Source organism: Streptomyces sp. Ag109_O5-1, from assembly GCF_003814875.1.
Lineage (GTDB): Bacteria > Actinomycetota > Actinomycetes > Streptomycetales > Streptomycetaceae > Streptomyces > Streptomyces sasae.
Genome location: NZ_RKQF01000001.1, coordinates 8,433,834 through 8,457,915, shown reverse-complemented (window position 1 = coordinate 8,457,915; position 24,082 = coordinate 8,433,834). Strand labels below are relative to the sequence as shown.

Sequence of the window (24,082 nt, the reverse complement as noted above, 5' to 3'; positions counted from 1 at the left end):
TCAGATCAGGGCGGTGGCCTCCGCGAGGGAGAGGCCACCGCCCTCGGCGTACCCGGACGCGAATGCCCGGTCGTCGCCGAGTGCGGCCCGGACCCGGTTCTCCGCCCGGTCGCGGGTGGCGCGCTCCATGCCGACGGAGATGTGGCCGGCCGGCAGCAGGGCGTCGGCGGCGCCCAGGCAGCGGGCGGCGTCCCCGGCGCGGGTGCCGCCGTCGGCGCCGGCCAGCGCGACCGCGGCGACGGTCAGGCAGGCGGAGGGCAGATGCGGGGTGATGGCCTCGGTCAGCGGGTCGCCGGCGAGCCGCAGGGCCTGCCCGGCCTTGGCCAGGGCGTCCTCGTGGAGATCTTCGAGGGCGTCCACCCAGGCCTCCTGGGTGAGGATCAGCGCGTCGAAGACGACGAAGTGCGCGATCTTGAACTCCTCGCGCAGCAAACGGAGTTGCTCGCGCGCCTCGGCTACGCGGTCGGTCAGCATGAGCCAGGCGGTGAGGAAGAGCCGGGCGGCCGGCATCGCCTCGTTGCTCAGGCTGTCGTTGGAGCTGATGACCTCGCGCAGCAGCCGTTCGCCGCGTTCGGTCTCGCCCTTTTCGATCAGCACGCTGCCCAGGCGGGCGTTGAGCACGGCGATCTGGGCGCCGGCGCCGAGCCGGTCGGCGTGCTCGATGGCCGCCTGGTAGTCGGCGGCCGCCGCCGGGTACTCGCCCTTGCGCTCGCGGGACTCGGCCCGCGCCGAGAAGGCCTCGGCGGCGCCCCAGTCGTCCCCGAGGCGCCCGAAGAGCTCCAGTGACTCGTCGGCGTCGCGGGTGGCGTCGGCGGCCCAGTCCGCGCGGTTGGCGAGCAGGTTGGCGCGCATCGCGAGGGCGCCGGCCAGCTCCCATTCGAAGCCGGGCGTCTCACGGCAGGTCTGGACGCCGGCGTCGAGGATGACACGCAGCCGGTCCATGCCGCGGGTCAGCATCACGGCGAAGAACCAGAACATGCCCGGGGTCCGGCAGGTCTGCGGCAGACCCGGCTCGTAGACCTCGGTGACGACGCGCATCCTGGCCTGGGCCTCCGGCGTCTGCCAGGCGTCCAGCTCGGTGTCCATACAGGCCAGATGGGCCAGATGAACCCCGCGCCGGGCCTCGACGAGGGCCTCCCCGGTGTACGGCGGCGGGGTGTCGGTGCAGCGCTCCCACACCGGCTCGGCACGGCGGAGCGGGGCGGCGAAGGGGTCGGGGCCGAGGGCCATGACATCGGCGCACCAGGTGCGGGTCTCGATGCGCTGGTCGCGCAACTGCCAGTACCGGAACAGGGCGTGGACCAGGCAGATCCCCTCCTGCTCGTCGCGCACGGCGACGGCGTGCCGCAGGGCGGTGCGCAGGTTCTCGTACTCCAGCTGGAACCGCGCGATGGCGGCCCGCTGGCCGGAGCCGCGCAGCAACGGGTCGGTGGTGCGGGCGAGTTCGCGGTAGTACGTCAGATGGGCGCGCTCGGCGGCAGCCCGCTCACCGCTCTCGTCGAGGCGTTCCCCGGCGTACTCGGCGACGGTCTCCAGGAGCCGGTAGCGCATGCCCTCCTCCCCCGAAGGCGCGGCCACGACAAGGGACTTGTCCACCAGGGCGCCGAGCGCGTCGAGGGCGGCCGGGCCGCACACGGCCTCGGCGGCGGCCAGGTCGCAGCCGCCCGCGAAGACGGAGAGGCGGCCGAGGACGTCCCGTTCGTCGGCGTCGAGGAGGTCCCAGGACCAGTCGACGACCGCGCGCAGGGTCTGCTGGCGCGGCAGGACCGTACGGCTGCCGGAGGTCAGGAGCCGGAAGCGGTCGTCGAGCCGGTCCGCTATCTGGCGGGGGGTCAGCATCCGGAGCCGGGCGGCGGCCAGTTCGATGGCGAGGGGCAGTCCGTCCAGGCGGCGGCAGATCTCGGCGCAGGCCGCCGCGGTCTCCTCGTCGGCGTCGACCGTGAAGCCGGGCCGGGCCGCCCCGCCCCGGTCGGCGAGCAGCCGGAGCGCCGTCGGCTCGGGCAGCGGCTCCACCGGGCGCAGCAACTCCCCCGGCACTCCGAGGGGTTCGCGGCTGGTGGCCAGGATCGTCAGGTCCGGGCAGCGTTCCAGGAGCCGGGCCGTCAGGTCGGCGGCCGCGTCCACGACGTGCTCGCAGTTGTCGAGGATGATCAGCATCCGGCGCCGGGCGCAGTGCTCGACGAGCCGCTCGACCGGGTCGTCGTGCCGGTCCGCGGCGGCCCGCAGGCCCTCGGCGCCGGCGCCGTACAGCACGGTCTCGCGGGCGCCCAGCGCGCTGAGCACGGCCTCGGGGACGGCGGCGGGGTCGTCGACGGGGGCCAGTTCGGCCAGCCACACCCCGTCTCGGGAGGCGTACCGCACGGTCTCGGCGGCCTCCTGCGACAGCCGGGTCTTGCCCGCGCCACCGGGCCCGAGCAGCGTGACCAGCCGGGCGGCGGCGAGGTCGCCCCGGATGGCCTCGATGTCGGCCTCGCGCCCGACGAAGGAGGTGAGCCGGGCGCGCAGGTTGCCGGGCCGGGACGGTTTCTCCACGGCCGCTGCGGGCGCGAGCAACTCGGCGTGCAGGGCCCGCAGTTCGGGTCCGGGGTCGGAGCCGAGGCGGTCGGCGAGGAGGCGCCGTACGTCGTCGTGGGCGGCCAGCGCCTCGGCGGTGCGGCCGGTGCTGTGCAGGGCGCGCAGGCGCAGGGCCTGGAGGGGTTCGTCGAGGGGGTGGGCGTCGCACAGGGCGGTCAGCTCGGGCAGCGACTGCTCGGCCTGGCCGAGGGCGAGGGCCGCGGTGTGGCGGCCGCGCAGCGCGTCCAGGCGGCGGACGTCGGCGCGGGCCGCCTCGGCGGCACGGTCGGGCAGGTCGGTGAGGGCCGGGCCGTGCCAGAGGGCGAGGGCGTCGTCGAGGACGGTGGCCGCCTTGGCGGGGTCGCCGTCGGCGAGCGCGCGCAGGCCTTCGCCGGTGAGCCGCTCGAAGCGGTGCAGGTCGACGTCGTCGGGGGCGGCGGCGAGCCGGTAGCCGCCCTCGGTGGAGCCGACGGCGTCCGCGCCGAGCGCCCGCCGCAGCCGGCCGACCAGCGCCTGCAGCGCGCCGCTCGCGTCGGCGGGCGGTTCGTCGCCCCACACCTCGTCGACGAGGTGCCCGGCCGGCACCCCGCGGCCGGGCCGCAGCGCCAGCACGGTCAGCAGGGCACGCAGCCGCGCCCCGCCCACGGGGACGGCCGTGCCGTCGGGGCGGAGTGCCTGGGTGGTGCCGAGGATCCGGTAGCGCACGGGGTCCATTGTCCCTGGGGACGTCGGCGGCGGTCACGGGGTTTCGAAGGCGGGGGTGTCGGGCCCCGGCCGCACGGGCCCCGCTGCCGTCAGGGGCGCAGGAGATGTGCGGTGTCCGGGGCGTCCAGCGTGACGAGGGCGCCGCGGGTGCGGCGGACCCGCCCCAGGCCGTCCAGGGTGCCGCGGTCCACCTCCTCGAACCACCGGGGGCAGCCGTCGGCGGGCTCCAGCGTGACGGTCCCGGGGACCGGTTCCAGGCCGCGGCCCGTGCCCCGGAGGACGACGACGCCCTCCCCCTCCCCCTCCGGCACCGGATCGGGCAGGTGGCAGCGGTACTCCTCGCGGACCAGGTCGACGGCGTGGACCCGCCCGGCCGTGGGGCGGTCGGGCCCGCCGTGGTTCTCCACCCAGGCCTCGGCGCCGTACCCGGTGTTCTCCCGCCGGGCCCCGGCCCCGTAGGCGACCAGCTTCCAGGCCACCTCGTCGCCGACGGCGAAGGGGGTGCCGCAGCACTCCATCTGCCAGTCCTCGTAGAACACCTTCAGCAGTGGCATGGCCCCAGCTTCCAGGAACCGAACGCCGGTCGCGATCCGTTCTCACGTGAGCCAAGAGGTATTTCCCCAGCACCCGAAGCGTTTTTCCGCCGTGCCAGGTACGGTCGGACCCGCGTCGACCACCCCAGTCCTCCAGGAGTCCCATCCATGACCGCGACCACCACTCGCCACAGCGACCGACGGATCAGTCCCGTCTTCGTCGGGATCCTGGCCGTCACCGCGGTCACCGGGTGGGCCACCTGGTCCGGGTTCGCCGAGCAGCCCGGGGTCGCCGTGTTCCTGTTCGTGACGGCGGCCTGGATCGTCTCCCTCTGTCTGCACGAGTACGCGCACGCGCGCACCGCCCTGCACGGCGGTGACATCACGGTGGGCGCGAAGGGCTATCTGACCCTGAACCCGCTGAAGTACACCCATGCGCTGCTGAGCATCGTGCTCCCCGTGCTGTTCGTGATCATGGGCGGGATCGGTCTGCCCGGCGGTGCGGTCTTCATCGAGCGCAACCGGATCCGCGGCCGCTGGCGGCACAGCCTCATCTCGGCCGCGGGCCCGCTGACGAACGTCCTGTTCGCCGCCGTCTGCACGGCCCCCTTCTGGCTGCACGCCCTGGACGGTGTCCCCGCCGACTTCCGGTTCGCCCTCGCCTTCCTCGCCCTGCTCCAGGTCACGGCCGCGATCCTGAACTTCCTTCCGGTACCGGGCCTGGACGGCTACGGCGTGATCGAGCCCTGGCTGTCGTACAACATCAAGCGCCAGGTGGAGCCGTTCGCGCCGTTCGGCCTGCTGTTCGTGTTCGCGCTGCTGTGGGTGCCGCAGATCAACAGCGTGTTCTTCGACGTGATCGACGCGCTGCTGCGCGGGCTGGGTGTCGACGACTTCTCGCAGTACTGCGGCCAGCAGCTCTACCGCTTCTGGCAGGGCACGAACGAGTACTGCTCCGCCGTCGGCTGACCCCGAGGCGCCCTTCAGGCGCCCCTCACGCCGACAGCGGGAACTCCTCGCCCAGCGCCCTGAACACCGCGGTGTTCAGGGCGAACGCGCGCCTGCACTCGGCCACGACGCGCTGCTTCTCCAGGTCGTCGGCATCCACCGCGTCGAGGAGTTCGCGGTAACCCCGCTTGAAGGCGGCCGGGTTGGCGATGTCCTCGAAGACGTAGAAGCGGACGCCGTCGCCCTTCCGCTCGAAACCCCAGGTCCGCTCCGCCCGGTCGCGGATGATCTGGCCGCCGGAGAGGTCGCCGAGGTAGCGGGTGTAGTGGTGGGCGACATAGCCGCCGGGCCACCCCTGCGCACACTCCCGCACCCGTGCCGCGTACGCCTCCGTCGCCGGCAGCGCCGTGAGCCCCGTCCGCCACCCGGGCCCGCGCAGATGCGCGAGGTCCCGCTCCAGCGCCGCCAGCCGGAACAGCTCGGGCTGTACGAAGGGCCCCGCCACCGGATCCGACGCCAGCCGCATGGTGCCGTCCTCCAGGGCGTCGTACACGAACCACAGCTGCTCGGTGTAGCGCGTGTACGCCTCCATCCCCAGCCGGCCGCCGAGCAGGTCGCTCATGAACGTCGAGGTCTCCGCCGCCACATGCTGCTCGTGGGACGCGGTGCGGATGAGTGTCGAGAACGAGTCCATGGGCAACACCCTCCAAGGTAAGGCTTACCTAAGTCAACGTTCTTGCCGACGCTTCGTCGGTAAAGTTACCGACAGTCTGTCGGTAAAAGCGTACAAGAAAAGCCCCGCCCCGGCAGGGGGCGGGGTCACGGGACCGCTACGGCAGGGTGAGGATGTCCGCGCCGGTGTCGGTCACCACCAGCGTGTGCTCGAACTGCGCGGTCCGCTTGCGGTCCTTGGTGACGACGGTCCAGCCGTCGTCCCACATGTCGTACTCGTACGTCCCGAGCGTCAGCATCGGCTCGATGGTGAAGGTCATCCCGGGGTGCATCACGGTCGTCGCGTGCGGGCTGTCGTAGTGCGGGATGATCAGGCCGGAGTGGAACGACGAGTTGATCCCGTGCCCCGTGAAGTCACGCACCACCCCGTACCCGAAGCGCTTGGCGTACGACTCGATGACCCGGCCGATGATGTTGATCTGCCGGCCCGGCTTGACCGCCTTGATCGCGCGGTCGAGGGACTCCCGGGTCCGCTCGACCAGCAGCCGGCTCTCCTCGTCCACGTCACCGACCAGGTAGGTCGCGTTGTTGTCGCCGTGCACCCCGCCGATGTACGCGGTCACGTCCAGGTTGACGATGTCACCGTCCTGGAGCACCGTCGTGTCCGGAATGCCGTGGCAGATCACCTCGTTGACGCTGGTGCACAGGGACTTGGGGAAGCCCCGGTAGCCGAGCGTGGACGGGTAGGCCCCGTGGTCGCACATGTAGTCGTGCGCGACCTTGTCGAGCTGATCGGTGGTCACACCCGGCGCGATGAGCCTCGCGGCCTCGGCCATCGCCTGCGCGGCGATACGGCCGGCGATCCGCATCGCCTCGATGGTCTCCGGGGTCTGCACCTCGGGCCCGGTGTACGGGGTCGGCGCGGGTTTACCGACGTACTCGGGGCGGCGGATGTTTCCGGGTACCGAACGGGTGGGAGAGAGCTCCCCTGGTACGAGCAGCGACTGGCCAGACATGCCAGCGAGTCTAACCAGCGGGCATGGGGGAACATGTGGATGGCGAAAGGAGCCGGTCATGGCCCTGTTCAAGAAGCGGACCGTCGCGAAGGCGGGCGAGTGGTACTACTGCCTGCAGCACAAGAAGGTCGAGGAGGGTCCCGAGTGCCCCGCCAAGGACCGGTTCGGCCCTTACGCCACCCGTGCGGAGGCCGAGCACGCGATGGAGATCGCGCGGGAGCGCAACCTCCAGTGGGAGAACGATCCGCGGTGGCACGACGCGCCGGCGGGTGACTCCTCGGAAGAGGACTGATCAGGACCGATCCGGCCTGATCAGGACTGGGTGGGGGCCGCGGCGGCCATCCGCTGGGCGCGCAGTCGTACGGCGTGTTCGTCGGTCCGCGCGTCGTACGACATCAGGGCGGGCAGGCACAGGGCCAGCAGGCCGACCGTACCCGTGCACAGCAGGCCGCCCGCACCCACGGACGCCCGTACGCCCAGCCAGCCGGCCATGCCGCCGGCCCTGACCTGGCCGAGGGTCGGGCCCACGGAGTACGACAGCAGCTCGATCCCGGCGAGGCGGCCGCGCAGCTCGTCGGGGATCGTCTGGTTCCACATGATGCCGCGGAAGATCCCGCTGACCATGTCGCAGCCGCCGGCGACGACGAGGAAGAGCAGCACCAGCCATACGTTCGCCACGGCGCCGGCGGCGGCGATCGCGAGGCCCCACAGCGCGGCGGACAGCACCACCATCCGCCCGTGCCGGTGCACGCGGGACGTCCATCCGCTGACGAGGCTCACGAGGAGCGCCCCGGCCGGGACGCTCGCGTACATCAGCCCCAGGGACCACTCCGCGTGCAACTCGTCGGCCAGGAACGGGAGTACGGCGAGCGGCATCGCCAGGAACATCGCCGCGAGGTCGACGGCGTAGGTGCCGAGGAGTTCCTTGCGGCTCCAGGCGTAGCGGGCGCCCTCGGCGATGGAGCGGAGGGAGGGTTTCGCGGCCTCGTGGGAGGCGGGGGACGCGGCGATGGGGACGATCAGGACGACGGAGACCAGGAACGTGACGAGGTCGGCGCCGTACGCCCAGCCGAGTCCCGCGTACGCCACGACCAGGCCGGCGACGGCCGGGCCCGCCACGCCGCCGACCGTCCAGCGGAACGAGTTGAGGGCCGCCGCGGCCGGGAGGTCGTCGTGGGCGACGATCCTGGGCCAGAGCGAGTCGAGGGCCGGGCGCTGGACCGACCCGAGGGCGGCGGAGAGGGCGGCGACGGCGTACAGCGGCCATACGGCGGGGTGCGGCAGCAGGGCGTTGACCAGCAGTCCCGCGCTGAGCAGCCCCTGACCGGCCTCGGTCCAGACGATCAGCGTGCGCTTGTCGAGGGCGTCGGCGAGGGCGCCGCCGTACAGCCCGAAGAGGATGAGCGGCAGCAACTCGACGGCGCCGACGGCTCCTACGGCGGCCGCGGACCCGGTGAGGTCCTTGATCTGCACGGGGAGCGCGACGAACGTCAGGAAACTCCCGAAGTTGCTGACGAGCCCGGAGACCCACAGCCGCCGGAAGTCGAGGGAGGCGTGCCAGGGAGCGAGGTCGGGAAGCAGACGTCTCACGCCGCCCCATGCTGAACGCTGCGCTCGGCACCGGCAAACGTTTTTCGCCCACCCACCCGACTCGGTTGGTGGGGAGGCGAGGTGAGGAGTCGGGCGGAGCCAACTCGACCAGCATAGGGGCGAACGGCCGGGGGCCTCGGGGCGCCGGGGGCAACTGGATCCGGTGCAGCCCGGTGGGGGCTGGTCGCGCAGTTCCCCGCGCCCCTTCAGAGCGCGTTGCTGTAGCGCCCCTTCAGGGGCGCGGGGAACTGCGCGCCCGCAGCCGACATCCGTGGCCTCGGGTCCCGGCTTTCTTCCCCCACCCTTCCGTCGCGGCCGACGCCTCCCCACCCTCCCTCCGTGCTGCCGAAGGCAGTTGACCGGGCGAGTCGGGTGGGTGGGCGGGCAAGTCACCAGGGGGTCGGCGGCGGGGCCGTTACCGCTTCCGCCAGGCGGGCCAGGCAGTCCCTGAAGCGGCGGCGGCCGCGGGGGGACGGACCGTTCTCGCCGGTCGCCGCGCTCACCAGGTGCTGGACCGTGTCCAGGTCCAGCTCCGCGCCCTCCGGGACCGTGAGCGTCTCGTGGGCCATCGTGGTCAGCGCGTCGTCGGCGGTGGTGGAGAGCGCCAGGACCGTCACCCCGGCCCTGCGGGCCGCGTGGACGTGGTCCAGGAGGGGTACCGACTCGCCCGGCGCCACGACCAGGAGCGTCTCGCCCCGGCGGGCCGCCTCGATACGGCCGGGGCCGACCGCGAGGTGCGCCGGGTCGGTGGGGCGCGCGTCGTGTCGTACGAGCGTCGGCGCCAGTTCCGGCGTACCGGACCACGCCGCCTCGTCCACCAGATGCGCGGCGAGATGCCACGGCTCGTACTCCGGGGTGCCGAGCAGAAGCAGTCCGCCGCCGTGTGTGACCACCGAGCCCCGCAGCGCACCCGCAAATCTCCGCGTCGCCCCCAACCACTCGGTCCCGGCGAGCACTTCGCGCAACAATGCGACCCGCACAGCGTCCATGTCATCGCATACTGCCGCAATCGGTCACTCGTGACGCGGAGTTCACCCGGAATTCGTCCGAACCGGGGAGAACCCGGCCCATGAGCGACCTAGAAGCAAGCATTCCCTTTCGCGGGGGCGAAGAGGGCTACGCCAGTTTCCGGATCCCGGCCGTGGTGGTGTCCCGGACGGGCACCGTGCTCGCCTTCTGCGAGGGGAGAGTGAACTCCGCCGCGGACCACGGGCATATCGCCGTCGTACTGAAGCGGTCGGGGGACGGCGGGCGTACCTGGGGGCCGCTGCAGGTCGCCGCGAGCAACGGCGCCGATCTCGCCGGCAACCCCGCCCCCGTCGTCCTCGACACCGGCCGGATCCTGCTCGTCCATGTCCGCAGCGCCGCCTCCGCCACCGAGGACGCCATCCTGCGCGGGCAGGTGCCGGACGCCGACGGGCGGCGGGTGTGGGTGCAGCACAGTGACGACGACGGGGTGACCTGGTCCGCCCCGAAGGAGATCACCAAGTCCGTGAAGAGGGCCGGGTGGCGGTGGTACGCCACCACCCCCGGGCATGGCCTGCAGTTGCGGTCCGGGCGGGTCGTCGTACCGGGCAACCACTCCCTGCCGCCGGCCGGGACCGACAACGGGACCGAGGGGAAGTACAACAGCGGGCACTGCCTGCTCAGTGACGACCGCGGGGAGACCTGGTACCTCGGGTACGTCGACGAGAACACCGACGGATACATCAACGTCAACGAGACCACCGCGGCCGAACTCCCGGACGGACGGGTCTACTTCAATACCCGCAACGACTCCCCCGCCCCCGGCAACCGGGCCGACGCGCACTCGGCGGACGGCGGGCGGACGCTCGTGAAGCCGTTCCGGCCGCAGGCCGGGCTCGCCGCCCCCGTCTGCGAGGCCGGCGTGCTGCAACTCCGCGACCCGGACGTGCTGCTCTACTCCGGGCCGGGCGATCCGGCGAGCCGCGCCCTGATGACGATCCGCGCCTCCGCCGACGGCGGTACCACCTGGCGGCCCGTGTACACCGTGGACGGGCTGCCCGCCGCCTACTCCGATCTGACCCGGATCGACGCGGCCACCGTGGGACTCCTTTACGAGACCGGTGACTTCAGCGCGTACACGACGATCACGTTCCGACGGGTGCCGGTGAACCGCCTCACCTGACCGGTTGCGGCCGTCGGCGCGGACGTAGAGTCGGCCCATGACCTCTACCGACAGTGCACAGCAGCCGACGGCCGCGAAGGCCCCCGCCAAGGACCCCTGGGACCTGCCCGACGTCTCCGGCCTGGTCGTGGGTGTGCTCGGCGGCACCGGCCCGCAGGGCAAGGGCCTCGCCTACCGGCTGGCCCGGGCCGGCCAGAAGGTGATCATCGGCTCCCGGGCCGCCGAGCGCGCGCAGGCCGCCGCCGACGAGCTCGGTCACGGCATCGAGGGCGCCGACAACGCCGAGTGTGCACGCCGCAGCGACATCGTGATCGTCGCCGTGCCGTGGGACGGGCACGGCAAGACGCTGGAGTCGCTGCGCGGGGAACTGGCCGGCAAGCTGGTCGTGGACTGCGTCAACCCGCTCGGCTTCGACAAGCAGGGCGCCTACGCGCTCAAGCCGGAGGAGGGCAGCGCGGCGGAGCAGGCCGCGGCACTGCTGCCTGACTCGCGGGTCACTGCCGCGTTCCATCACCTCTCGGCCGTGCTGCTCCAGGACCCGGAGATCGATGAGATCGACACCGATGTGATGGTGCTGGGCGAGGTGCGGGCGGACGTGGAGATCGTGCAGGCGCTGGCCGGGCGCATCCCCGGGATGCGCGGTGTCTTCGCGGGGCGGCTGCGCAACGCGCACCAGGTGGAGTCCCTGGTCGCGAACCTGATCTCGGTCAACCGCCGCTACAAGGCACACGCCGGGCTCCGCGTCACGGACGTCTGAGCGGATGGGGGACACTGGTGGGCGGCCACCAGTGTCCCCGACTGATCCGACCGATCCGGACCGATCCGACCGATCCGGACCGATCCGACCGATTCGAAAGCGACTTCTATGCCCCGCCTCGCCCTCTACGCCCTGGCCGTCTGCGTTCTCGCCGTCGCCGCCGCCGTCATCTCCTTCGTGCAGGGCAGCTGGCTGATGGGCGTGGTCTGGGTGCTGCTGACGGGCCTGTCGTCCAACATGACCTGGTACTACGTGAAGCGCGGCCGTACCGAGAAGTCCGCCGGCTGACCTCCCGGCTGCTTCTCCGGGCCTTCCAGGAGGACCCGCCCGCCGATCTCCACCCAGCCGTAGGGCTGCGGTGCCGTGAGGATCTGCGAGCCCTTGCCCTGGGTGATGTTCAGGGCCCGGCCCAGCAGGTCGGTGAGGAGCAGCGCCGCCGCGCCGGTCGCCTCGTCCTCGCCTATGCCGTCGTCGCGGCCCGGGAAGGCGCGGGCGCGGACCCGGCCCGCCGACTCGTCCTCCCACGCCCATGCGTAGATCCACTCCCCCGGCGGCGGCACCGGCAGGGCGTCGACCTCGGCGGCGGTGGCGTACTGGCGCAGGGTGCGCGGCGGGGCCCACTCCGGGAGCGCCTCGATCCAGCTGAACTCCCCGTCCAGGCGGGCGCCGACCACTCCGGCCGGGGTGACCAGTTCGGGCACGTCCAGCAGCCAGGCCGTGCCGACGCAGGGATGCCCGGCGAAGGGCAGGCGCAGGGTGGGGGTGTAGATGTCGACGATCCCGCGCTCGGGGTCGTCCACGAACACGGTCTCGCTGAATCCGAGCTTCGCCGCCAGCGCCTGCCGGTCCTCGCGCTCGGGCAGCACGGAGCCGTCGCGGACGACGCCGAGCTCGTTGCCGTATCCGCCGTTCGCCGCGCAGAAGACACGCAGCACGTCGTAGTCAGTCACTCCGGCATTGAAGCACTCGCGGCGGGCCGCCGGGACACGCCCCTTGACCGCTCCTTTACTATCTCTTGACGTGCGTTTTGAGCCGTCGACATCAAGCCGTGTCTGTGATCTTTCTGTATCCGGTGAATCACGACCCGCGCGGGTAAGAGTGAGGTAAGCCTCAGGTAAGTTAGGCAAGCCTCACCACACCGTCCTCGCTTGGAGCCTGCATGCGTGCCGTCCGACTCACCGTCACCGCCGCCGCCACCGCGGCCGCCCTGACCGCCCTCTCGGCCTGCACGGCGAAGAGCGACGGCAAGGGCGGCGACGCGATCCAGGTCACCGCCGCCGACTCCAGGTGCGAGACGTCGACGAAGTCGGTCCCGGCCGGGCATGTCACGCTCGCCATCGAGAACAAGGGCTCCAAGGCCACCGAGGTCGAGATCCTCTTCCCGGACGACCGGATCGTCTCCGAGAAGGAGAACGTCGGGCCGGGGACCAAGTACACGCTCACCGCCGAGGTGAAGGCCGGGTCGTACGAGATAGCCTGCCGGCCCGGTATGAAGGGCCACGGCGTCCGGCAGAAGCTGACCGTCACCGGCTCCGGCACCGTCGCCAAGCGCAACCCGACGCTCGACAAGGCCGTCGCCGACTACCGCGAGTACGCACAGGAGCAGGCCGACGCCACCGTCCCGCTCGCCGAGACCTTCGCCAAGGCCGTCAAGGCCGGTGACCTGGCGGCCGCGCAGCAGGCGTACTCCCCCTCGCGGCTCGGCTGGGAGCGCACCGAGCCGATCGCCGAGTCCTTCGGTGACATCGACCCGAAGACCGACACCCGCGCCGACGGCCTGGAGGAAGGCCAGAAGTGGACCGGCTGGCACCGGCTGGAGAAGGCCCTGTGGGCGGACAAGAAGATCGGTGAGACGGAGAAGACGCTCGCCGATCAGCTCGTCACCGACCTGAAGGACTGGCAGAAGCGGGTCGGCAAGGCCGAGATCACCCCGACCTCCATGGCCAACGGCGCCAAGGAACTGCTCGACGAGGTCGCCACCGGCAAGGTCACCGGCGAGGAGGACCGCTACTCCCACACCGACCTGGTCGACTTCAAGGCCAATGTCGAGGGCGCCCAGAAGGCGTACGAGCTGCTGAAGCCGGTCGCCTCGAAGAACGACCCGGCGCTGACGGCCGAACTCGACAAGCAGTTCGCCGCGCTGGACACGCTCCTCGACAAGTACCGCGCGGACAAGGCGTCGTACGACTTCGTGTCCTACGACAAGGTGACCAAGGAGCAGCGCAAGGAGCTGTCCGACGCGGTCAACGCCCTGGCGGAGCCGCTGTCGAAGCTCGCCGCGGCCGTGGTCAAGTAGGGGACGGGACATGAGCGAGAAAGTCACTCCCTCGCGTCGGGCGCTCATCGGCTGGGGCGGGGCCGGGCTCGCGCTCGGGGCCGCCGTGGCCGGGGGCGCGGTGGCGATGGCCCAGGCCGGCGACGACCTGGACCCGGCCGCCGCCGAGACCGGTGGCGCGGTCGAGTTCCACGGCGCCCACCAGGCCGGCATCGCCACGCCCGTCCAGGACCGGCTGCACTTCGCCGCGTTCGACGTGAAGACCGAAGACCGGGCCGAGTTCGTGCAGCTGCTGAAGGACTGGACGGCCGCGGCCCGGCGGATGACCGCCGGGCAGGCGGTCGGCGAGGGCGCGTACGGCGGGCTCGCCGAGGCGCCGCCGGACGACACCGGTGAGGCCCTCGGGCTCAGGCCGTCCCGGCTGACGCTGACGATCGGCTTCGGGCCGTCCTTCTTCGAGAGGTTCGGGCTCGGCGGGCGGCGGCCGGCCGCGCTCGTCGATCTGCCGAAGTTCCCCGGGGACAACCTCGACAGGTCCCGTACCGGCGGCGACCTCTGCATCCAGGCCTGTGCCGACGATCCGCAGGTCGCCGTGCACGCCATCCGCAACCTCGCCCGGATCGGCTTCGGCAAGGTCGCCATCCGCTGGTCCCAACTCGGCTTCGGGAAGACCTCGTCGACCACCCCGGACGCCCAGACCCCGCGCAACCTCATGGGGTTCAAGGACGGCACCCGCAACATCGCGGGGACCGAGACCGGCCGGCTGGAGAAGTTCGTGTGGGCCGCGGAGGGGGACGGGTCCGCGTGGATGACGGGAGGGTCGTATCTCGTCGCCCGGCGGATCCGTATGAACATCGAGACCTGGGACCGGACTTCGCTCCAGGAACAGGAGGACGTCTTCGGGCGGGACAAGGGCGAGGGCGCTCCGGTCGGCAAGGCCAAGGAGCACGACGAGCCGTTCCTGAAGGCCATGAAGCCCGACGCCCATGTCCGCCTCGCGCACCCCGACTCCAACGGCGGGATCACCATCCTGCGCCGGGGTTACTCCTTCACGGACGGCACCGACGGGCTCGGGCGGCTCGACGCGGGGCTGTTCTTCCTGGCCTACATGCGGGACGTGCGCAAGGGGTTCATCCCGCTGCAGCGCAGGCTGTCCGCGTCCGACGCGCTCAACGAGTACATCCAGCATGTGGGTTCGGCCGTCTTCGCCGTCCCGCCCGGCGTCCGGGACAAGGACGACTGGTGGGGCCGAGCACTGTTTTCCGAGGGGGCGTGAGCATTGTTCTCCAACTACCTGATCGGGCTGCGGGAGGGTCTTGAGGCCTCGCTCGTCGTCTGCATCCTCATCGCCTATCTGGTCAAGACCGGGCGCACGGACGCCCTGAAGCCGATCTGGACCGGCATCGCCGTGGCGGTGCTGATCGCGATGGGCTTCGGGTGCGTGCTCGAATTCGGCTCCCAGGAACTGACGTTCAAGGCGCAGGAGGCGCTCGGCGGGTCGCTGTCCGTCGTCGCCGTGGGCCTGGTGACCTGGATGGTGTTCTGGATGCGGCGCACCGCCCGGCACCTCAAGTCGGAGCTGCACGGCAAGCTGGACGCGGCCCTGGCGATGGGCACGGGCGCACTGGTCGCCACCGCGTTCCTGGCCGTCGGCCGTGAGGGGCTCGAGACCGCCCTGTTCGTGTGGGCGTCCGTGCACGCGGCCGGCGACGGCACCCCGCGTCCGCTCGTCGGCGCCGCCCTCGGCCTCGCCACCGCCGTGTTCCTCGGCTGGCTGTTCTACCGGGGTGCGCTGAAGATCAACCTCGCCAAGTTCTTCACCTGGACCGGCGGCATGCTGGTCGTGGTCGCGGCGGGCGTGCTGGCATACGGCTTCCACGACCTCCAGGAGGCCGACTGGATCCCGGGGCTGACGAACCAGGCCTTCGACATCAGCGACACCATTCCGCCGGACAGCTGGTACGGGACGCTGCTGAAGGGCGTGTTCAACTTCCAGCCGGACCCGACCGTGCTTCAGGTCACGGTGTGGCTGCTCTACCTGGTCCCGACGCTCGTACTCTTCTTCGCCCCGGTAGGGTTCGCCTCCGGGAAGGGGAAGGTGAAGGCACCTGATGACGCACCTGACGACCAGGGATCGCGGCCCTCGAAGGCTCCGCAGGCGTGACCGAAAGGTACTCATGGCGGTCTCGTTGACCGCCATGTCGATGACGGCGAGCGGATGCGTGGTGGTGCACGGGGAGCGCGAGGTGCTCCCCGCCACCACCCGCGCCGAGGCCGCCAAGGCGCTGGAGCAGTTCACGGCCGCGTACAACAAGGCCGACAAGGCCTACAACGCCTCCCTGGACGCGGACTACACGACCGGCGCCCTCGCCGACATCGACTCCGCGCGCCTGAAGGCCGGGCACGCCAACAGCCCGGCCGGCAACTCCGGCCACTCGGCACTGGAGTTCGACGACGTCAAGTACACCATCCCCAAGAAGGCCGGCTGGCCGCGCTGGTTCGTCGCCGACGCGCACGGCAACAAGGGCGGCGACGAGCGCTGGCTGCTGGTCTTCACCCGCAACAGCCTCTCCGAGCCGTTCCAGGTGGCGTATCTGACCCTGGTCGCCCCGGACGACATACCGAAGTTCAAGACCGACAAGGCCGGGTGGGCCGAGGCGGTCCCGGCGAACAGCGCCCAACTGGCCGCATCCCCCGGTGACTTGAGCCACGACTACGCCACGTACCTGAAGAACGGCGGTTCGGTGTTCGCGGACGGCGCGCACACCAGCGGCTGGCGCACGGACCGCAGGAAGTCGACCAAGCCGGGCCTGGCGACCCAGTACATCGACGAGGCGCTCACCAACGGCGACTACGCGCCGCTCGCGCTGCGCACCGCCGACGGCGGGGCGCTGGTGTTCTTCACCACCCGCTACTACGCCAAGCAGACCGCGGCCGCGGGCACCTCCGTGCCGACGCCGAACCAGGACGTCAAGGCCCTCACCAAGGGTGAGGTCAAGCAGTCGCTGACCATGCAGTTCGTCTCCAACCAGGTCGCGCTGGACCCGGCGGGCACCGGGAAGGTCTCGATCCTGGGGCGCATCCAGGGCCTCACCTCCGCGCAGGGGTCGTAGGCGGGGTCGTGACGGCCTAGTGCCGCAGGGGCCAGGTGGCGCCCGCCTGGTCGGGCTCCTCGCCGGCGTGCCGGGCGCAGGCATCGGTGAGGGTCTCCAGAAGGCTCAGCGGGTCGGGCAGCGCATGCTCCGGGCCGCGCACCCAGTGCACCCGCCGGTCGTCGTCGCCGGGCAGCCGGGCGGGCGGTACGAGGACGTACGACCCCCGGCAGTGCCAGCGCAGGCCCGGGTGCTCGTCCATGGTCTCGGGGCGGCAGTCCAGCTCGCAGGGCCACCACTCGTCCTCGTCCTCGGGGGTGCCCCGGGTGAGGGTGAAGAAGAACATCCGGCCGTCGTCGCTCTCGGCGACGGGACCGACCTCGACGCCGTTCGCGAGCAACCGCTCCAGCGCCTGCCGGCCGGCCTCCAGGGGGACGTCGAGGACGTCGTGGGTCATACCGGTCGCGGTGATGAAGTTGGCGTGCGGCTGGTGCCGGGCCCAGCGCTCGATCTGGGCGCGGTCGGAGGTGGACTGCGTCTGCCAGGCGAAGGACACCGGGTGCCGGGCGGGGGTCGGGCAGCCGACACGGTCGCAGGAGCAACCGTAGCCAGGGGCCGGGTGCGCGGCGGGGGCCAGCGGGAGGCCCGCTTCGGCGGCGGCGAGCAGCAGGGCCGCACGGCCTTCGTCGTCGGTTGCGGCGGCCTCCTTCGGGCGCCGTCCGAGCAGCCACCGGGTGAGTTTGCCCTGCCGGCCGCTACGGCCGCCGAACGTCGCGCTCATCTATCGCCTCGCCTCGCTGTGGTCCCGCCAGCATGCCTTATGGTCCCATCTGGGTGCGAAGGGGGGTACGGGGGGCAAGGGGGTCTCGCGGGGGCGAGAGGAGCTTGCGGGGGTTGGAGGGGCTCACGATTGCGAATCGAACGGCGGCCACGCATCCCCCCAGTCCGCGTCCCGCGCCGCCTTGTAGAGGTCGCCGTGGCGCTTGGTGACCGTCGTGCGGCGCAACTGCTCGTCGGCCTCGCACAGGTCGAGGAGCACCTGTCCCTTGCGGATCTGCGGCCGCCGGACCACCCGGGCCGGTGCCGGGGCGACCGGGAGGCGGGTGGCGGCCACATAGCTGAACTTCTCGTCCTCGTAGGGCAGCGAGCCGCCCTTGACCTGGCGGTGCAGGGAGGAGCGGCTGACCCGGGCCGAGAAGTGGCACCAGTCCGTGCCGGCGGTGATCGGGCAGGCGGCGCTGTGCGGGCAGGGGGCCGCGATGTGGAGGCCGGCGGCGATCAGGCGGTCGCGGGCCTCGATGATCCGGGCGTAGCCCGCCGGTGTGCCGGCCTCGACGATCACCACCGCCCGGGCGGCCGCCGCGGCGGTGTCGACGAGGGTCGCCCGGTCGGCCTCGTCGAGTTCGTTGAGGACGTACGACACCGTGACGAGATCAGTGCTCTCGATGGTGAGCGCCGCTCCGATCCGAGAGCGCCGCCACTCCGCCTCCCGCAGTGCGGGGTTCGCCGCGGCGATCTCCCGGCCGAGGGCCAGCGCGGGCTCGGCCCAGTCGAGGACCGTCACCGGCCGCACCCCGCCCCAGGTGTCGGTCACCGCCCAGGTGGCCGCGCCCGTCCCGCCGCCGACGTCCACATGGCTGCCCGGCGCCCAGCCCTCCGGCACCGCGTCGGCGAAGGCCGCCAGCGCCGCCCGTACCGCCTCGAAGGTGGCCGGCATCCGGTACGCCGCGTACGCGACCACGTCCGCCCGGTCCCGCAGGATCGGCGCGTCGGTCGGGGTGGCCCCCCGGTATGTGGCGATCAGCCGGTCGACGGCTCCGGCGGCCTGCTTCGGGGGCAGGCCGTCGAGAAGGGCCGAGAGCGTGGCACGGAGCTGGTCCGCCGGGGACACGGAGCCGGGGGCTGCGGGGTGGTTCACCCGGCGATTGTATGGACAGCCCGGGCGAGGCGGGTCGCCGCTGCCGCCCGGGGCGCGCTGTCGCCGGGCCGCCGCCGCGGATGCACGGCGTTGGCCAGCAGCACGAGGAACGTGTCCGTCGCCCGGTCCAGGACCAGGCAGGTCCCCGTGAACCCGGTGTGGCCGGCCGCGCCCCGACCCGCCAGGTCGCCCATGAACCACTGCTGGTCCACCAGGAACCCCAGACCGGGCGGGGCCAGCAGCAGGTCCACGAAGTCGGGGCCGAGGATGCGCGCGGGGCCGTACGCGCCGCCCGCGAGCAGCGCGCGGCAGAAGACCGCCAGGTCCCCGGCCGTGGAGAACAGGCCCGCGTGCCCGGCGACCCCGCCCAGCGCCCAGGCGTTCTCGTCGTGCACCACACCCCGCAGCATCCCGCGGTCCGCCTTGGCCCACGGGCGCCGCTGGTCCTCGGTCGCCGCCGCACCGGGGCAGGGGCCGAAGTCGGTGGCGGTCATGCCGAGGGGGCGGGTGATGCCCTCGCGGACGAGGACGTCCAGGGTGCGGCCGGTGATGCGCTCCAGGACGTACTGGAGGAAAAGCATGTTCAGGTCGGAGTAGCGGTACGCGCCGGGTGCGCTGCTCGGTGCCTCGGCGCGCAGCAGCTCCAGGCGGGCCGTGTCGTCCGGGCAGTCGTACAGCGGGAGTTCGGGGCGCAGGCCGGAGGTGTGGGTGAGGAGCTGGCGGACGGTGATGCCGTGGGCGGCGGCCGCGTGGAAGTCGGGGAGGTAGGCGCCGACGCGGGCGTCTATGCCGAGGGTGCCGCGTTCCAGCTGCTGCACGGCGGCGACCGCGGTGAAGAGCTTGGTGAGGGAGGCCAGGTCGAAGGGGGTGTCGACGGTCATCGGGACCCGGGCGGCGGGCGGCAGTTCGACACCGGCGTCGGTTTCGGGGTCGTACGCGGACCAGCGCACCGCCCAGCCGGCCGCCTCCTGCACGGCGATCACCGGCCCGCGACCGGCGACCACGACGGCTCCGGCCGCCCAGGGCCGCTCACCGGCGGTGAGGTCGCGCACATCGCGGACGAGGTGCCTGAGTTCCGCGGGGTCGAGCCCGGCCCGTTCGGGTGTCTCGACGCGCAGTCTCGGTACGCTCAGTGCTCCGCTCCCTCCGTCCCCGCACGTGTGTTCCCACGCGCAGCCCAGGGACGGCACATTCCCATGAAGCAGGCCAGCGCCACCAGTGTCCCTGCCAGTTGGACGATCGCCATGGGCACGGCGGTTCTCTCCCCGGCGATCCCGACCAGCGGCGAGGCGACCGCGCCGACCAGGAACGACGAGGTGCCGAGCAGCGCGGACGCGGAACCGGCGGCGTGCCGGGTGCGCAGCAGGGCGAGGGACTGGGCGTTGGGGAGGGTGAAGCCCATCGCGGACATCAGCACGAAGAGGGCGGCGGCGACGGGGGCGAGTCCGACCGGGCCGAGGGCGCCGGTGGTCATCAGCAGCAGCGCCGTCGAGGCGAGGACGGTCACCACCAGGCCCACGCCCAGCACCTTGTCCAGGCTGACCCGGCCGACCAGCACCTTGCCGTTGACCTGCCCGGCGATCACCAGCCCGACCGAGTTGAGCCCGAAGAGCAGGCTGAAGGTCTGCGGGGAGGCGCCGTAGATCAGTTGGATGACGTACGGGGACGCGGATATGTAGGCGAACAGCGCCGCGAAGGCGAAGCCGCCGGAGAGCATGTAGCCGGTGAAGGGGAGGTCGGCGAGCAGCGTACGCATGGCGTGTACGGCGCCGGCCGCTCCCCCGGCGTGCCGGTCGGCCGGCGGCAGGGTCTCCGGGAGCCTCGCCCAGACCAGCGCGGCGAGCACCGCGCCGACGACGGTCAGGACGACGAAGACGCCCCGCCACTGCGTGACCCGCAGGATCTGCCCGCCGATGAGCGGGGCGATGATCGGGGCGGCTCCGGAGACCAGCATCAGGGTGGAGAAGAAGCGGGCCATGGCGTCCCCGTCGTAGAGGTCGCGCACGACGGCCCGTGCGATGACGATGCCGGCCGCGCCCGCGAGGCCCTGGACGAGGCGGAAGGCGACCAGGGTCCCGACGTCCGGCGCGAGGGCGCACAGGGCGGTGGCGACGATGTAGACGGCGAGGCCGGCCAGCAGCGGGCGGCGACGGCCCCAGCGGTCGCTCATCGGGCCGACGGCCAGCTGGCCGAGGGCCATTCCGGCGAGGCAGGCGGTGAGGGTGAGCTGGACGGTCGCGGCGGGGGCGTGCAGGGAGCGGGTGACCTCCGGCAGGGACGGGAGGTACATGTCCATCGCCAGCGGGGGTGTCGCGGTGAGGCCGCCGAGGATCAGGACGAGGAGGAGGCCGGTGCGGCGGGCGGAAGGCACGACGGCGGGGGTGGGGATGGGGATGGGGGTGGCGGTCCTACGGGGTACGGCGGTGTCCTGTGTGTCCGATGTCGGCGGCGCCGGCTGCTCGGGCATTGCCCCTCACTCTCTCCGTGTCTCTCGCATGCGCTGATTCCCTTGCTTGGTGAACCCGGATGTCCGCCGCCTATGCTCTCAGCTCGTACAGACTGCCTGGAGACACACGAGCGAGGGTGGGGCGGCCGGGATGGCGGAGCAGAGCGTGCGGTGGGGGATCCTGGCGACGGGCGGGATCGCGGCCGCGTTCGCGGCGGACCTGGTCGATCTGCCGGACGCGGAGATCGTCGCGGTGGCCTCGCGGACGGCCGCGTCGGCGGAGGCGTTCGCCGAGCGGTTCGGGATCGGGCGGGCGTACGGCGACTGGGAGTCACTGGCCCGGGACGAGGACATCGATGTCGTCTACGTCGCCACTCCGCACTCGGCGCACCGGGCGGCCGCCGGGCTCTGCCTGGAGACGGGGCGGAACGTGCTGTGCGAGAAGGCGTTCACGGTCAACGGCCGTGAGGCCGAGGAACTCGTCGCACTGGCGAAGGAGCACGACCGCTTCCTGATGGAGGCGATGTGGACGTACTGCAACCCGCTGGTGCGGCGGCTGACGGCGCTGGTCGCGGACGGGGCGATCGGGGCGGTGCGGACCGTTCAGGCCGACTTCGGACTGGAGGGCCCGTTCCCGCCCGCGCACCGGCTGCGGGACCCGGCGCTGGGCGGGGGCGCGCTGCTCGACCTGGGGGTGTACCCGGTGTCGTTCGCGCACCTGCTGCTCGGTGAACCCGACGGAATGTCGGCGCGAGCGGTGCTCTCGGAGGAGGGCGTCGATCTCCAGACGGGTGCACTGCTCTCCTGGGAGAGCGGCGCTCTCGCAATGGTGCACTGCTCCATCGTCGGCGGTACCGGCACCAGTGCCTCGATCACCGGCTCGCACGGCCGGATCGACATCCCGGACGGCTTCTTCCACCCCGAGCGCTTCGTGCTGCACCGCGACGGCCGCGACCCGGAGGAGTTCGTCATGGACCCGGCCGACGGCCCGCGCAACACCCTGCGCCACGAGGCCCGGGAGGTGATGCGGGCACTGCGCGCCGGCGAGAAGGAGTCCCCGCTCGTCCCGCTGGACGGCACCCTCGCGGTCATGCGCACCCTGGACACCCTTCGGGGGCAGATCGGCGTGCGCTACCCCGGGGAAGCGTGACCTGACCCGGCCGCACTCCATAGGGTGCGGCCCCATGGATGCCAAGCAATCGAAGATCGCGGTGGTCACCGGCGCCGGTTCCGGGATCGGGCGGGCCGTCGCCGTGGAGCTGTTGCGAACCGGCTGGTCGGTGGCGCTGGCCGGGCGGCGCCCGGGGCCGCTGGAAGAGACGGCAGCGCTGGTGCCGGACGGCGCCTCCGTCGCCGTACGCACGGACGTGGCGAGGCCGGAGGACGTCGACGGGCTGTTCGCGGCGGCCGTGGCGCGGTTCGGGCGGGTGGACCTGCTCTTCAACAACGCGGGGACCTTCGGGCCCGGCGGGGTGCCCGTCGAGGACCTGCCCTACGACGCCTGGCGGCATGTCGTGGACACCAACCTCAACGGGGCGTTCCTGTGCGCGCAGGCGGCGTACCGGCAGATGAAGGAGCAGGACCCGCGGGGCGGGCGGATCATCAACAACGGGTCCGTCTCGGCGCACACGCCCCGCCCGCACTCCGTCGCCTACACCGCGACCAAGCACGCACTGACCGGCCTGACCAAGTCGCTGTCCCTGGACGGGCGGCCGTACGGCATCGCGGTCGGGCAGATCGACATCGGCAACGCGGCCACCGACATGACGTCCCGGATGCAGACCGGTGCGCTCCAGGCCAACGGGGAGCTCGCCCCCGAACCCGTGATGGACGTCGCCGACGTGGCGCGGACCGTGCGGCACATGGCCGAGCTGCCGCTGGAGGCGAACGTGCAGTTCGCGACGGTGCTGGCGACGGCGATGCCGTACGTGGGCCGGGGCTGAACCCCCGTTCAGTCCGGACCTTCGCAACCTGCACAAGCGGAATTCAGACGTCCGAGGTATTGCGGCCGGTAAGAAGCCTATGCTCGACTCTTCTCCACCAGAACTTCACACTTGGAGCTCTGGCATTCCGCCGACCACACCGAGGGGGGAGGCGGCAGCCGTTCCACCGGACCGGGTGGGGGTGGACCCGCGTGGGACCGCGGGTACGCACCGGTGGGTGGGACGGCTGCCGCGTGACGTCAGCCGGCCGGCGTGTCACCCGGGTCGGAGACCCTCGGGTCGCGCGAGTCGGGTTCGGCAGCGGTGGCAGCGGCTGCAACGGCCGTCCGCCGGCGGCGGCGCAGCGCCCAGGCCCCCGCGCCGAGCAGCGCGAGCGTCCCCGCCCCGCCCTCCGCGAGCCGCCACGGCGACGGCTTGGACGATCCCGCAGCGGCCGCCGACATCCCGGACGCCCCGGCGGCCCCCTTCGACGGCGACGCGCTCGCGCTCGCCCCGCCCTCGCTCAGCGGGTCGACCAGCAGCCCCACCGACTGCGCCGAGCTCCCGTTCCCGAAGCCCCAGTCGAGCAGCGCGGCGGTCTGCTCGTAGACGGCGTTGCTGCCGGCGGCGGGGTGCATCACGGTGACCAGCAGGGTGCGGCCGCCCCGGGTCGCGGCGCCGGTGAAGGTGTTGCCCGCGTGGCTGGTGTAGCCGTTCTTGACGCCGATCAGGCCCTTGTAGACGCCGAGGCCCCAGGCGCCGGTGAGCAGGCGGTCGGTGTTCTGGATCTGGAATGTCTTCTTGCCGCCCGCCGGGAAGTCCGCGGTCCTCGTCCCGCAGTAGCCCCGGAATTCCTCGTCCTTCAGTCCGTGCCGGGCGAAGAGGGTCAGGTCGTACGCCGACGACACCTGGCCCTTGTGGTCGAAGCCGTCCGGGCTGACTACATGGGTGTCGAGGGCCTGCAGGTCGACCGCCTTGGCCTGCATCTCGGCGACGGTCTTGGCGAGGCCGCCGTTCATGTGGGACAGGACGTGCACGGCGTCGTTGCCGGAGCGCAGGAAGACGCCCTGCCACAGCTGCTCGACGGTGTAGGTGATGCCGGGCTTGATGCCGACCAGGCTGGAGCCGGACGGGACGTCGGAGATGTCGGAGTCCTTGACCGTGTAGCGCCCGCTGCGCTCGAACTTCTTCAGCACGGTGTCCGCGAACAGCATCTTCAGGGTGGAGGCGGGCGGCAGCCGCCGGTGCGCGTTGTAGGAGGCGAGCACCTCTCCGCTGTCGCAGTCGGCCAGCAGCCAGGCCTGGGCGGTGATCTTCTTGGGGAGGCCGGTGGCGCCGCGCACCTGTATCCCGCCGCGGGCCAGCCGCTCGCCGCCCACCACGGTGGTGGCGGCCGAGGCAGGGGACGCTGCGGCCAGGGGAAGAGCGGCGGCCGTCAGTCCGAGGGCGGCACGCCGGGTCAGCCGAGAGGAATCGCGCATCCCGGGACCGTACACCGCATCCAAC

23 protein-coding genes are annotated in these 24,082 nt (G+C 72.3%); 11 read left to right on the top strand and 12 right to left on the bottom strand.

Going from position 1 to position 24,082, the window contains the following annotated elements:
* Both EDD90_RS38450 and EDD90_RS38445 read right to left on the bottom strand, forming a co-directional pair.
* Positions 1 to 3,267, bottom strand: a complete 3,267-nt coding sequence (locus tag EDD90_RS38450) for a BTAD domain-containing putative transcriptional regulator (RefSeq protein ID WP_123977709.1) — start codon at positions 3,265 to 3,267, stop codon at positions 1 to 3.
* An 80-nt stretch (positions 3,268 to 3,347) separates the two neighbouring features.
* Positions 3,348 to 3,812 carry a DUF6578 domain-containing protein gene (locus EDD90_RS38445; RefSeq protein WP_123977708.1) on the bottom strand — a complete coding sequence of 155 codons (465 nt, stop codon included), beginning with the start codon at positions 3,810 to 3,812 and terminating at the stop codon, positions 3,348 to 3,350.
* 147 nt (positions 3,813 to 3,959) lie between these two features.
* Between EDD90_RS38445 and EDD90_RS38440 the strand changes: the two genes are divergently transcribed.
* Positions 3,960 to 4,760 carry a site-2 protease family protein gene (locus EDD90_RS38440; protein ID WP_123977707.1) on the top strand — a complete coding sequence of 267 codons (801 nt, stop codon included), beginning with the start codon at positions 3,960 to 3,962 and terminating at the stop codon, positions 4,758 to 4,760.
* Between the two features lie 25 nt (positions 4,761 to 4,785).
* Here EDD90_RS38440 and EDD90_RS38435 read toward each other — a convergent pair whose 3' ends face one another.
* Positions 4,786 to 5,433: a heme oxygenase (biliverdin-producing) gene (locus EDD90_RS38435; protein ID WP_123977706.1), complete on the bottom strand. Its 648-nt coding sequence runs from the start codon at positions 5,431 to 5,433 to the stop codon at positions 4,786 to 4,788.
* Between the two features lie 136 nt (positions 5,434 to 5,569).
* On the bottom strand, positions 5,570 to 6,427 hold the full coding sequence (gene map / locus EDD90_RS38430; protein WP_123977705.1) for a type I methionyl aminopeptidase: 858 nt from the start codon (positions 6,425 to 6,427) through the stop codon (positions 5,570 to 5,572).
* A gap of 58 nt (positions 6,428 to 6,485) precedes the next feature.
* Here map and EDD90_RS38425 point away from each other — a divergent pair, with 58 nt between their 5' ends.
* Complete coding sequence (locus EDD90_RS38425; RefSeq protein ID WP_123977704.1) at positions 6,486 to 6,719, top strand: hypothetical protein; 234 nt, start codon at positions 6,486 to 6,488, stop codon at positions 6,717 to 6,719.
* Between the two features lie 20 nt (positions 6,720 to 6,739).
* Here the strand turns inward: EDD90_RS38425 and EDD90_RS38420 are convergent, their stop codons facing one another.
* Together EDD90_RS38420 and EDD90_RS38415 are read right to left on the bottom strand one after the other, a co-directional pair.
* Complete coding sequence (locus EDD90_RS38420; RefSeq protein ID WP_123977703.1) at positions 6,740 to 8,017, bottom strand: MFS transporter; 1,278 nt, start codon at positions 8,015 to 8,017, stop codon at positions 6,740 to 6,742.
* A 389-nt stretch (positions 8,018 to 8,406) separates the two neighbouring features.
* Positions 8,407 to 9,006 (bottom strand): hypothetical protein, encoded by a 600-nt coding sequence (locus tag EDD90_RS38415; protein WP_123977702.1) that lies wholly within the window; start codon positions 9,004 to 9,006, stop codon positions 8,407 to 8,409.
* A gap of 80 nt (positions 9,007 to 9,086) precedes the next feature.
* Between EDD90_RS38415 and EDD90_RS38410 the strand changes: the two genes are divergently transcribed.
* The 3 genes from EDD90_RS38410 to EDD90_RS38400 all read left to right on the top strand — a co-directional run bounded on the left by EDD90_RS38410 (position 9,087) and on the right by EDD90_RS38400 (position 11,211).
* Positions 9,087 to 10,166, top strand: coding sequence for an exo-alpha-sialidase (locus EDD90_RS38410; RefSeq protein WP_123977701.1), 1,080 nt, complete (start codon positions 9,087 to 9,089; stop codon positions 10,164 to 10,166).
* Positions 10,167 to 10,203: 37 nt separating this feature from the next.
* The gene (gene npdG / locus EDD90_RS38405) at positions 10,204 to 10,923 is read left to right on the top strand and encodes an NADPH-dependent F420 reductase (RefSeq protein ID WP_123977700.1); all 720 of its coding nucleotides are present in this window, start codon (positions 10,204 to 10,206) and stop codon (positions 10,921 to 10,923) included.
* A gap of 108 nt (positions 10,924 to 11,031) precedes the next feature.
* Positions 11,032 to 11,211 (top strand): hypothetical protein, encoded by a 180-nt coding sequence (locus EDD90_RS38400; RefSeq protein WP_123977699.1) that lies wholly within the window; start codon positions 11,032 to 11,034, stop codon positions 11,209 to 11,211.
* Here EDD90_RS38400 and EDD90_RS38395 read toward each other — a convergent pair.
* Positions 11,172 to 11,873, bottom strand: coding sequence for a PhzF family phenazine biosynthesis protein (locus EDD90_RS38395; RefSeq protein ID WP_123977698.1), 702 nt, complete (start codon positions 11,871 to 11,873; stop codon positions 11,172 to 11,174). The two genes, EDD90_RS38400 and EDD90_RS38395, sit on opposite strands and share 40 nt — an antisense overlap.
* 209 nt (positions 11,874 to 12,082) lie before the next feature.
* Here EDD90_RS38395 and efeO point away from each other — a divergent pair, with 209 nt between their 5' ends.
* The 4 genes from efeO to EDD90_RS38375 are packed head-to-tail and all read left to right on the top strand — an operon-like array spanning position 12,083 to position 16,311.
* Positions 12,083 to 13,219, top strand: a complete 1,137-nt coding sequence (gene efeO / locus EDD90_RS38390) for an iron uptake system protein EfeO (RefSeq protein ID WP_123977697.1) — start codon at positions 12,083 to 12,085, stop codon at positions 13,217 to 13,219.
* A gap of 10 nt (positions 13,220 to 13,229) precedes the next feature.
* Positions 13,230 to 14,474 (top strand): iron uptake transporter deferrochelatase/peroxidase subunit, encoded by a 1,245-nt coding sequence (efeB, locus tag EDD90_RS38385; protein ID WP_123977696.1) that lies wholly within the window; start codon positions 13,230 to 13,232, stop codon positions 14,472 to 14,474.
* Positions 14,475 to 14,477: 3 nt separating this feature from the next.
* The gene (gene efeU, locus EDD90_RS38380) at positions 14,478 to 15,362 is read left to right on the top strand and encodes an iron uptake transporter permease EfeU (protein WP_123977695.1); all 885 of its coding nucleotides are present in this window, start codon (positions 14,478 to 14,480) and stop codon (positions 15,360 to 15,362) included.
* A 13-nt stretch (positions 15,363 to 15,375) separates the two neighbouring features.
* Positions 15,376 to 16,311, top strand: a complete 936-nt coding sequence (locus tag EDD90_RS38375) for a hypothetical protein (RefSeq protein WP_123977694.1) — start codon at positions 15,376 to 15,378, stop codon at positions 16,309 to 16,311.
* A 16-nt stretch (positions 16,312 to 16,327) separates the two neighbouring features.
* Here EDD90_RS38375 and EDD90_RS38370 read toward each other — a convergent pair whose 3' ends face one another.
* From EDD90_RS38370 to EDD90_RS38355, 4 genes are all read right to left on the bottom strand, one after another.
* Positions 16,328 to 17,071, bottom strand: a complete 744-nt coding sequence (locus EDD90_RS38370) for a bifunctional DNA primase/polymerase (protein WP_123977693.1) — start codon at positions 17,069 to 17,071, stop codon at positions 16,328 to 16,330.
* 123 nt (positions 17,072 to 17,194) lie between these two features.
* A complete protein-coding gene (locus tag EDD90_RS38365) occupies positions 17,195 to 18,208 on the bottom strand; it encodes a small ribosomal subunit Rsm22 family protein (RefSeq protein WP_185149382.1) in 1,014 nt (337 codons plus the stop codon).
* Positions 18,205 to 19,398 carry a serine hydrolase gene (locus EDD90_RS38360; RefSeq protein ID WP_123977692.1) on the bottom strand — a complete coding sequence of 398 codons (1,194 nt, stop codon included), beginning with the start codon at positions 19,396 to 19,398 and terminating at the stop codon, positions 18,205 to 18,207. Before EDD90_RS38360 ends, EDD90_RS38365 begins: the two co-directional genes overlap by 4 nt.
* Entirely contained in the window at positions 19,338 to 20,675 is a 1,338-nt protein-coding gene (locus EDD90_RS38355) for a multidrug effflux MFS transporter (RefSeq protein WP_123977691.1), read from the bottom strand. The genes EDD90_RS38360 and EDD90_RS38355 overlap by 61 nt, the downstream gene beginning before the upstream one ends.
* A 130-nt stretch (positions 20,676 to 20,805) precedes the next feature.
* On the opposite strand from EDD90_RS38355, the gene EDD90_RS38350 reads away from it, so the two are divergent.
* Together EDD90_RS38350 and EDD90_RS38345 are read left to right on the top strand one after the other, a co-directional pair.
* The gene (locus tag EDD90_RS38350; protein ID WP_123977690.1) at positions 20,806 to 21,804 is read left to right on the top strand and encodes a Gfo/Idh/MocA family protein; all 999 of its coding nucleotides are present in this window, start codon (positions 20,806 to 20,808) and stop codon (positions 21,802 to 21,804) included.
* Between the two features lie 34 nt (positions 21,805 to 21,838).
* Positions 21,839 to 22,597, top strand: coding sequence for an SDR family oxidoreductase (locus EDD90_RS38345; RefSeq protein ID WP_123977689.1), 759 nt, complete (start codon positions 21,839 to 21,841; stop codon positions 22,595 to 22,597).
* Positions 22,598 to 22,836: 239 nt separating this feature from the next.
* Here the strand turns inward: EDD90_RS38345 and EDD90_RS38340 are convergent, their stop codons facing one another.
* Complete coding sequence (locus EDD90_RS38340) at positions 22,837 to 24,057, bottom strand: D-alanyl-D-alanine carboxypeptidase family protein (RefSeq protein ID WP_123977688.1); 1,221 nt, start codon at positions 24,055 to 24,057, stop codon at positions 22,837 to 22,839.
* Positions 24,058 to 24,082 lie beyond the last annotated feature (25 nt).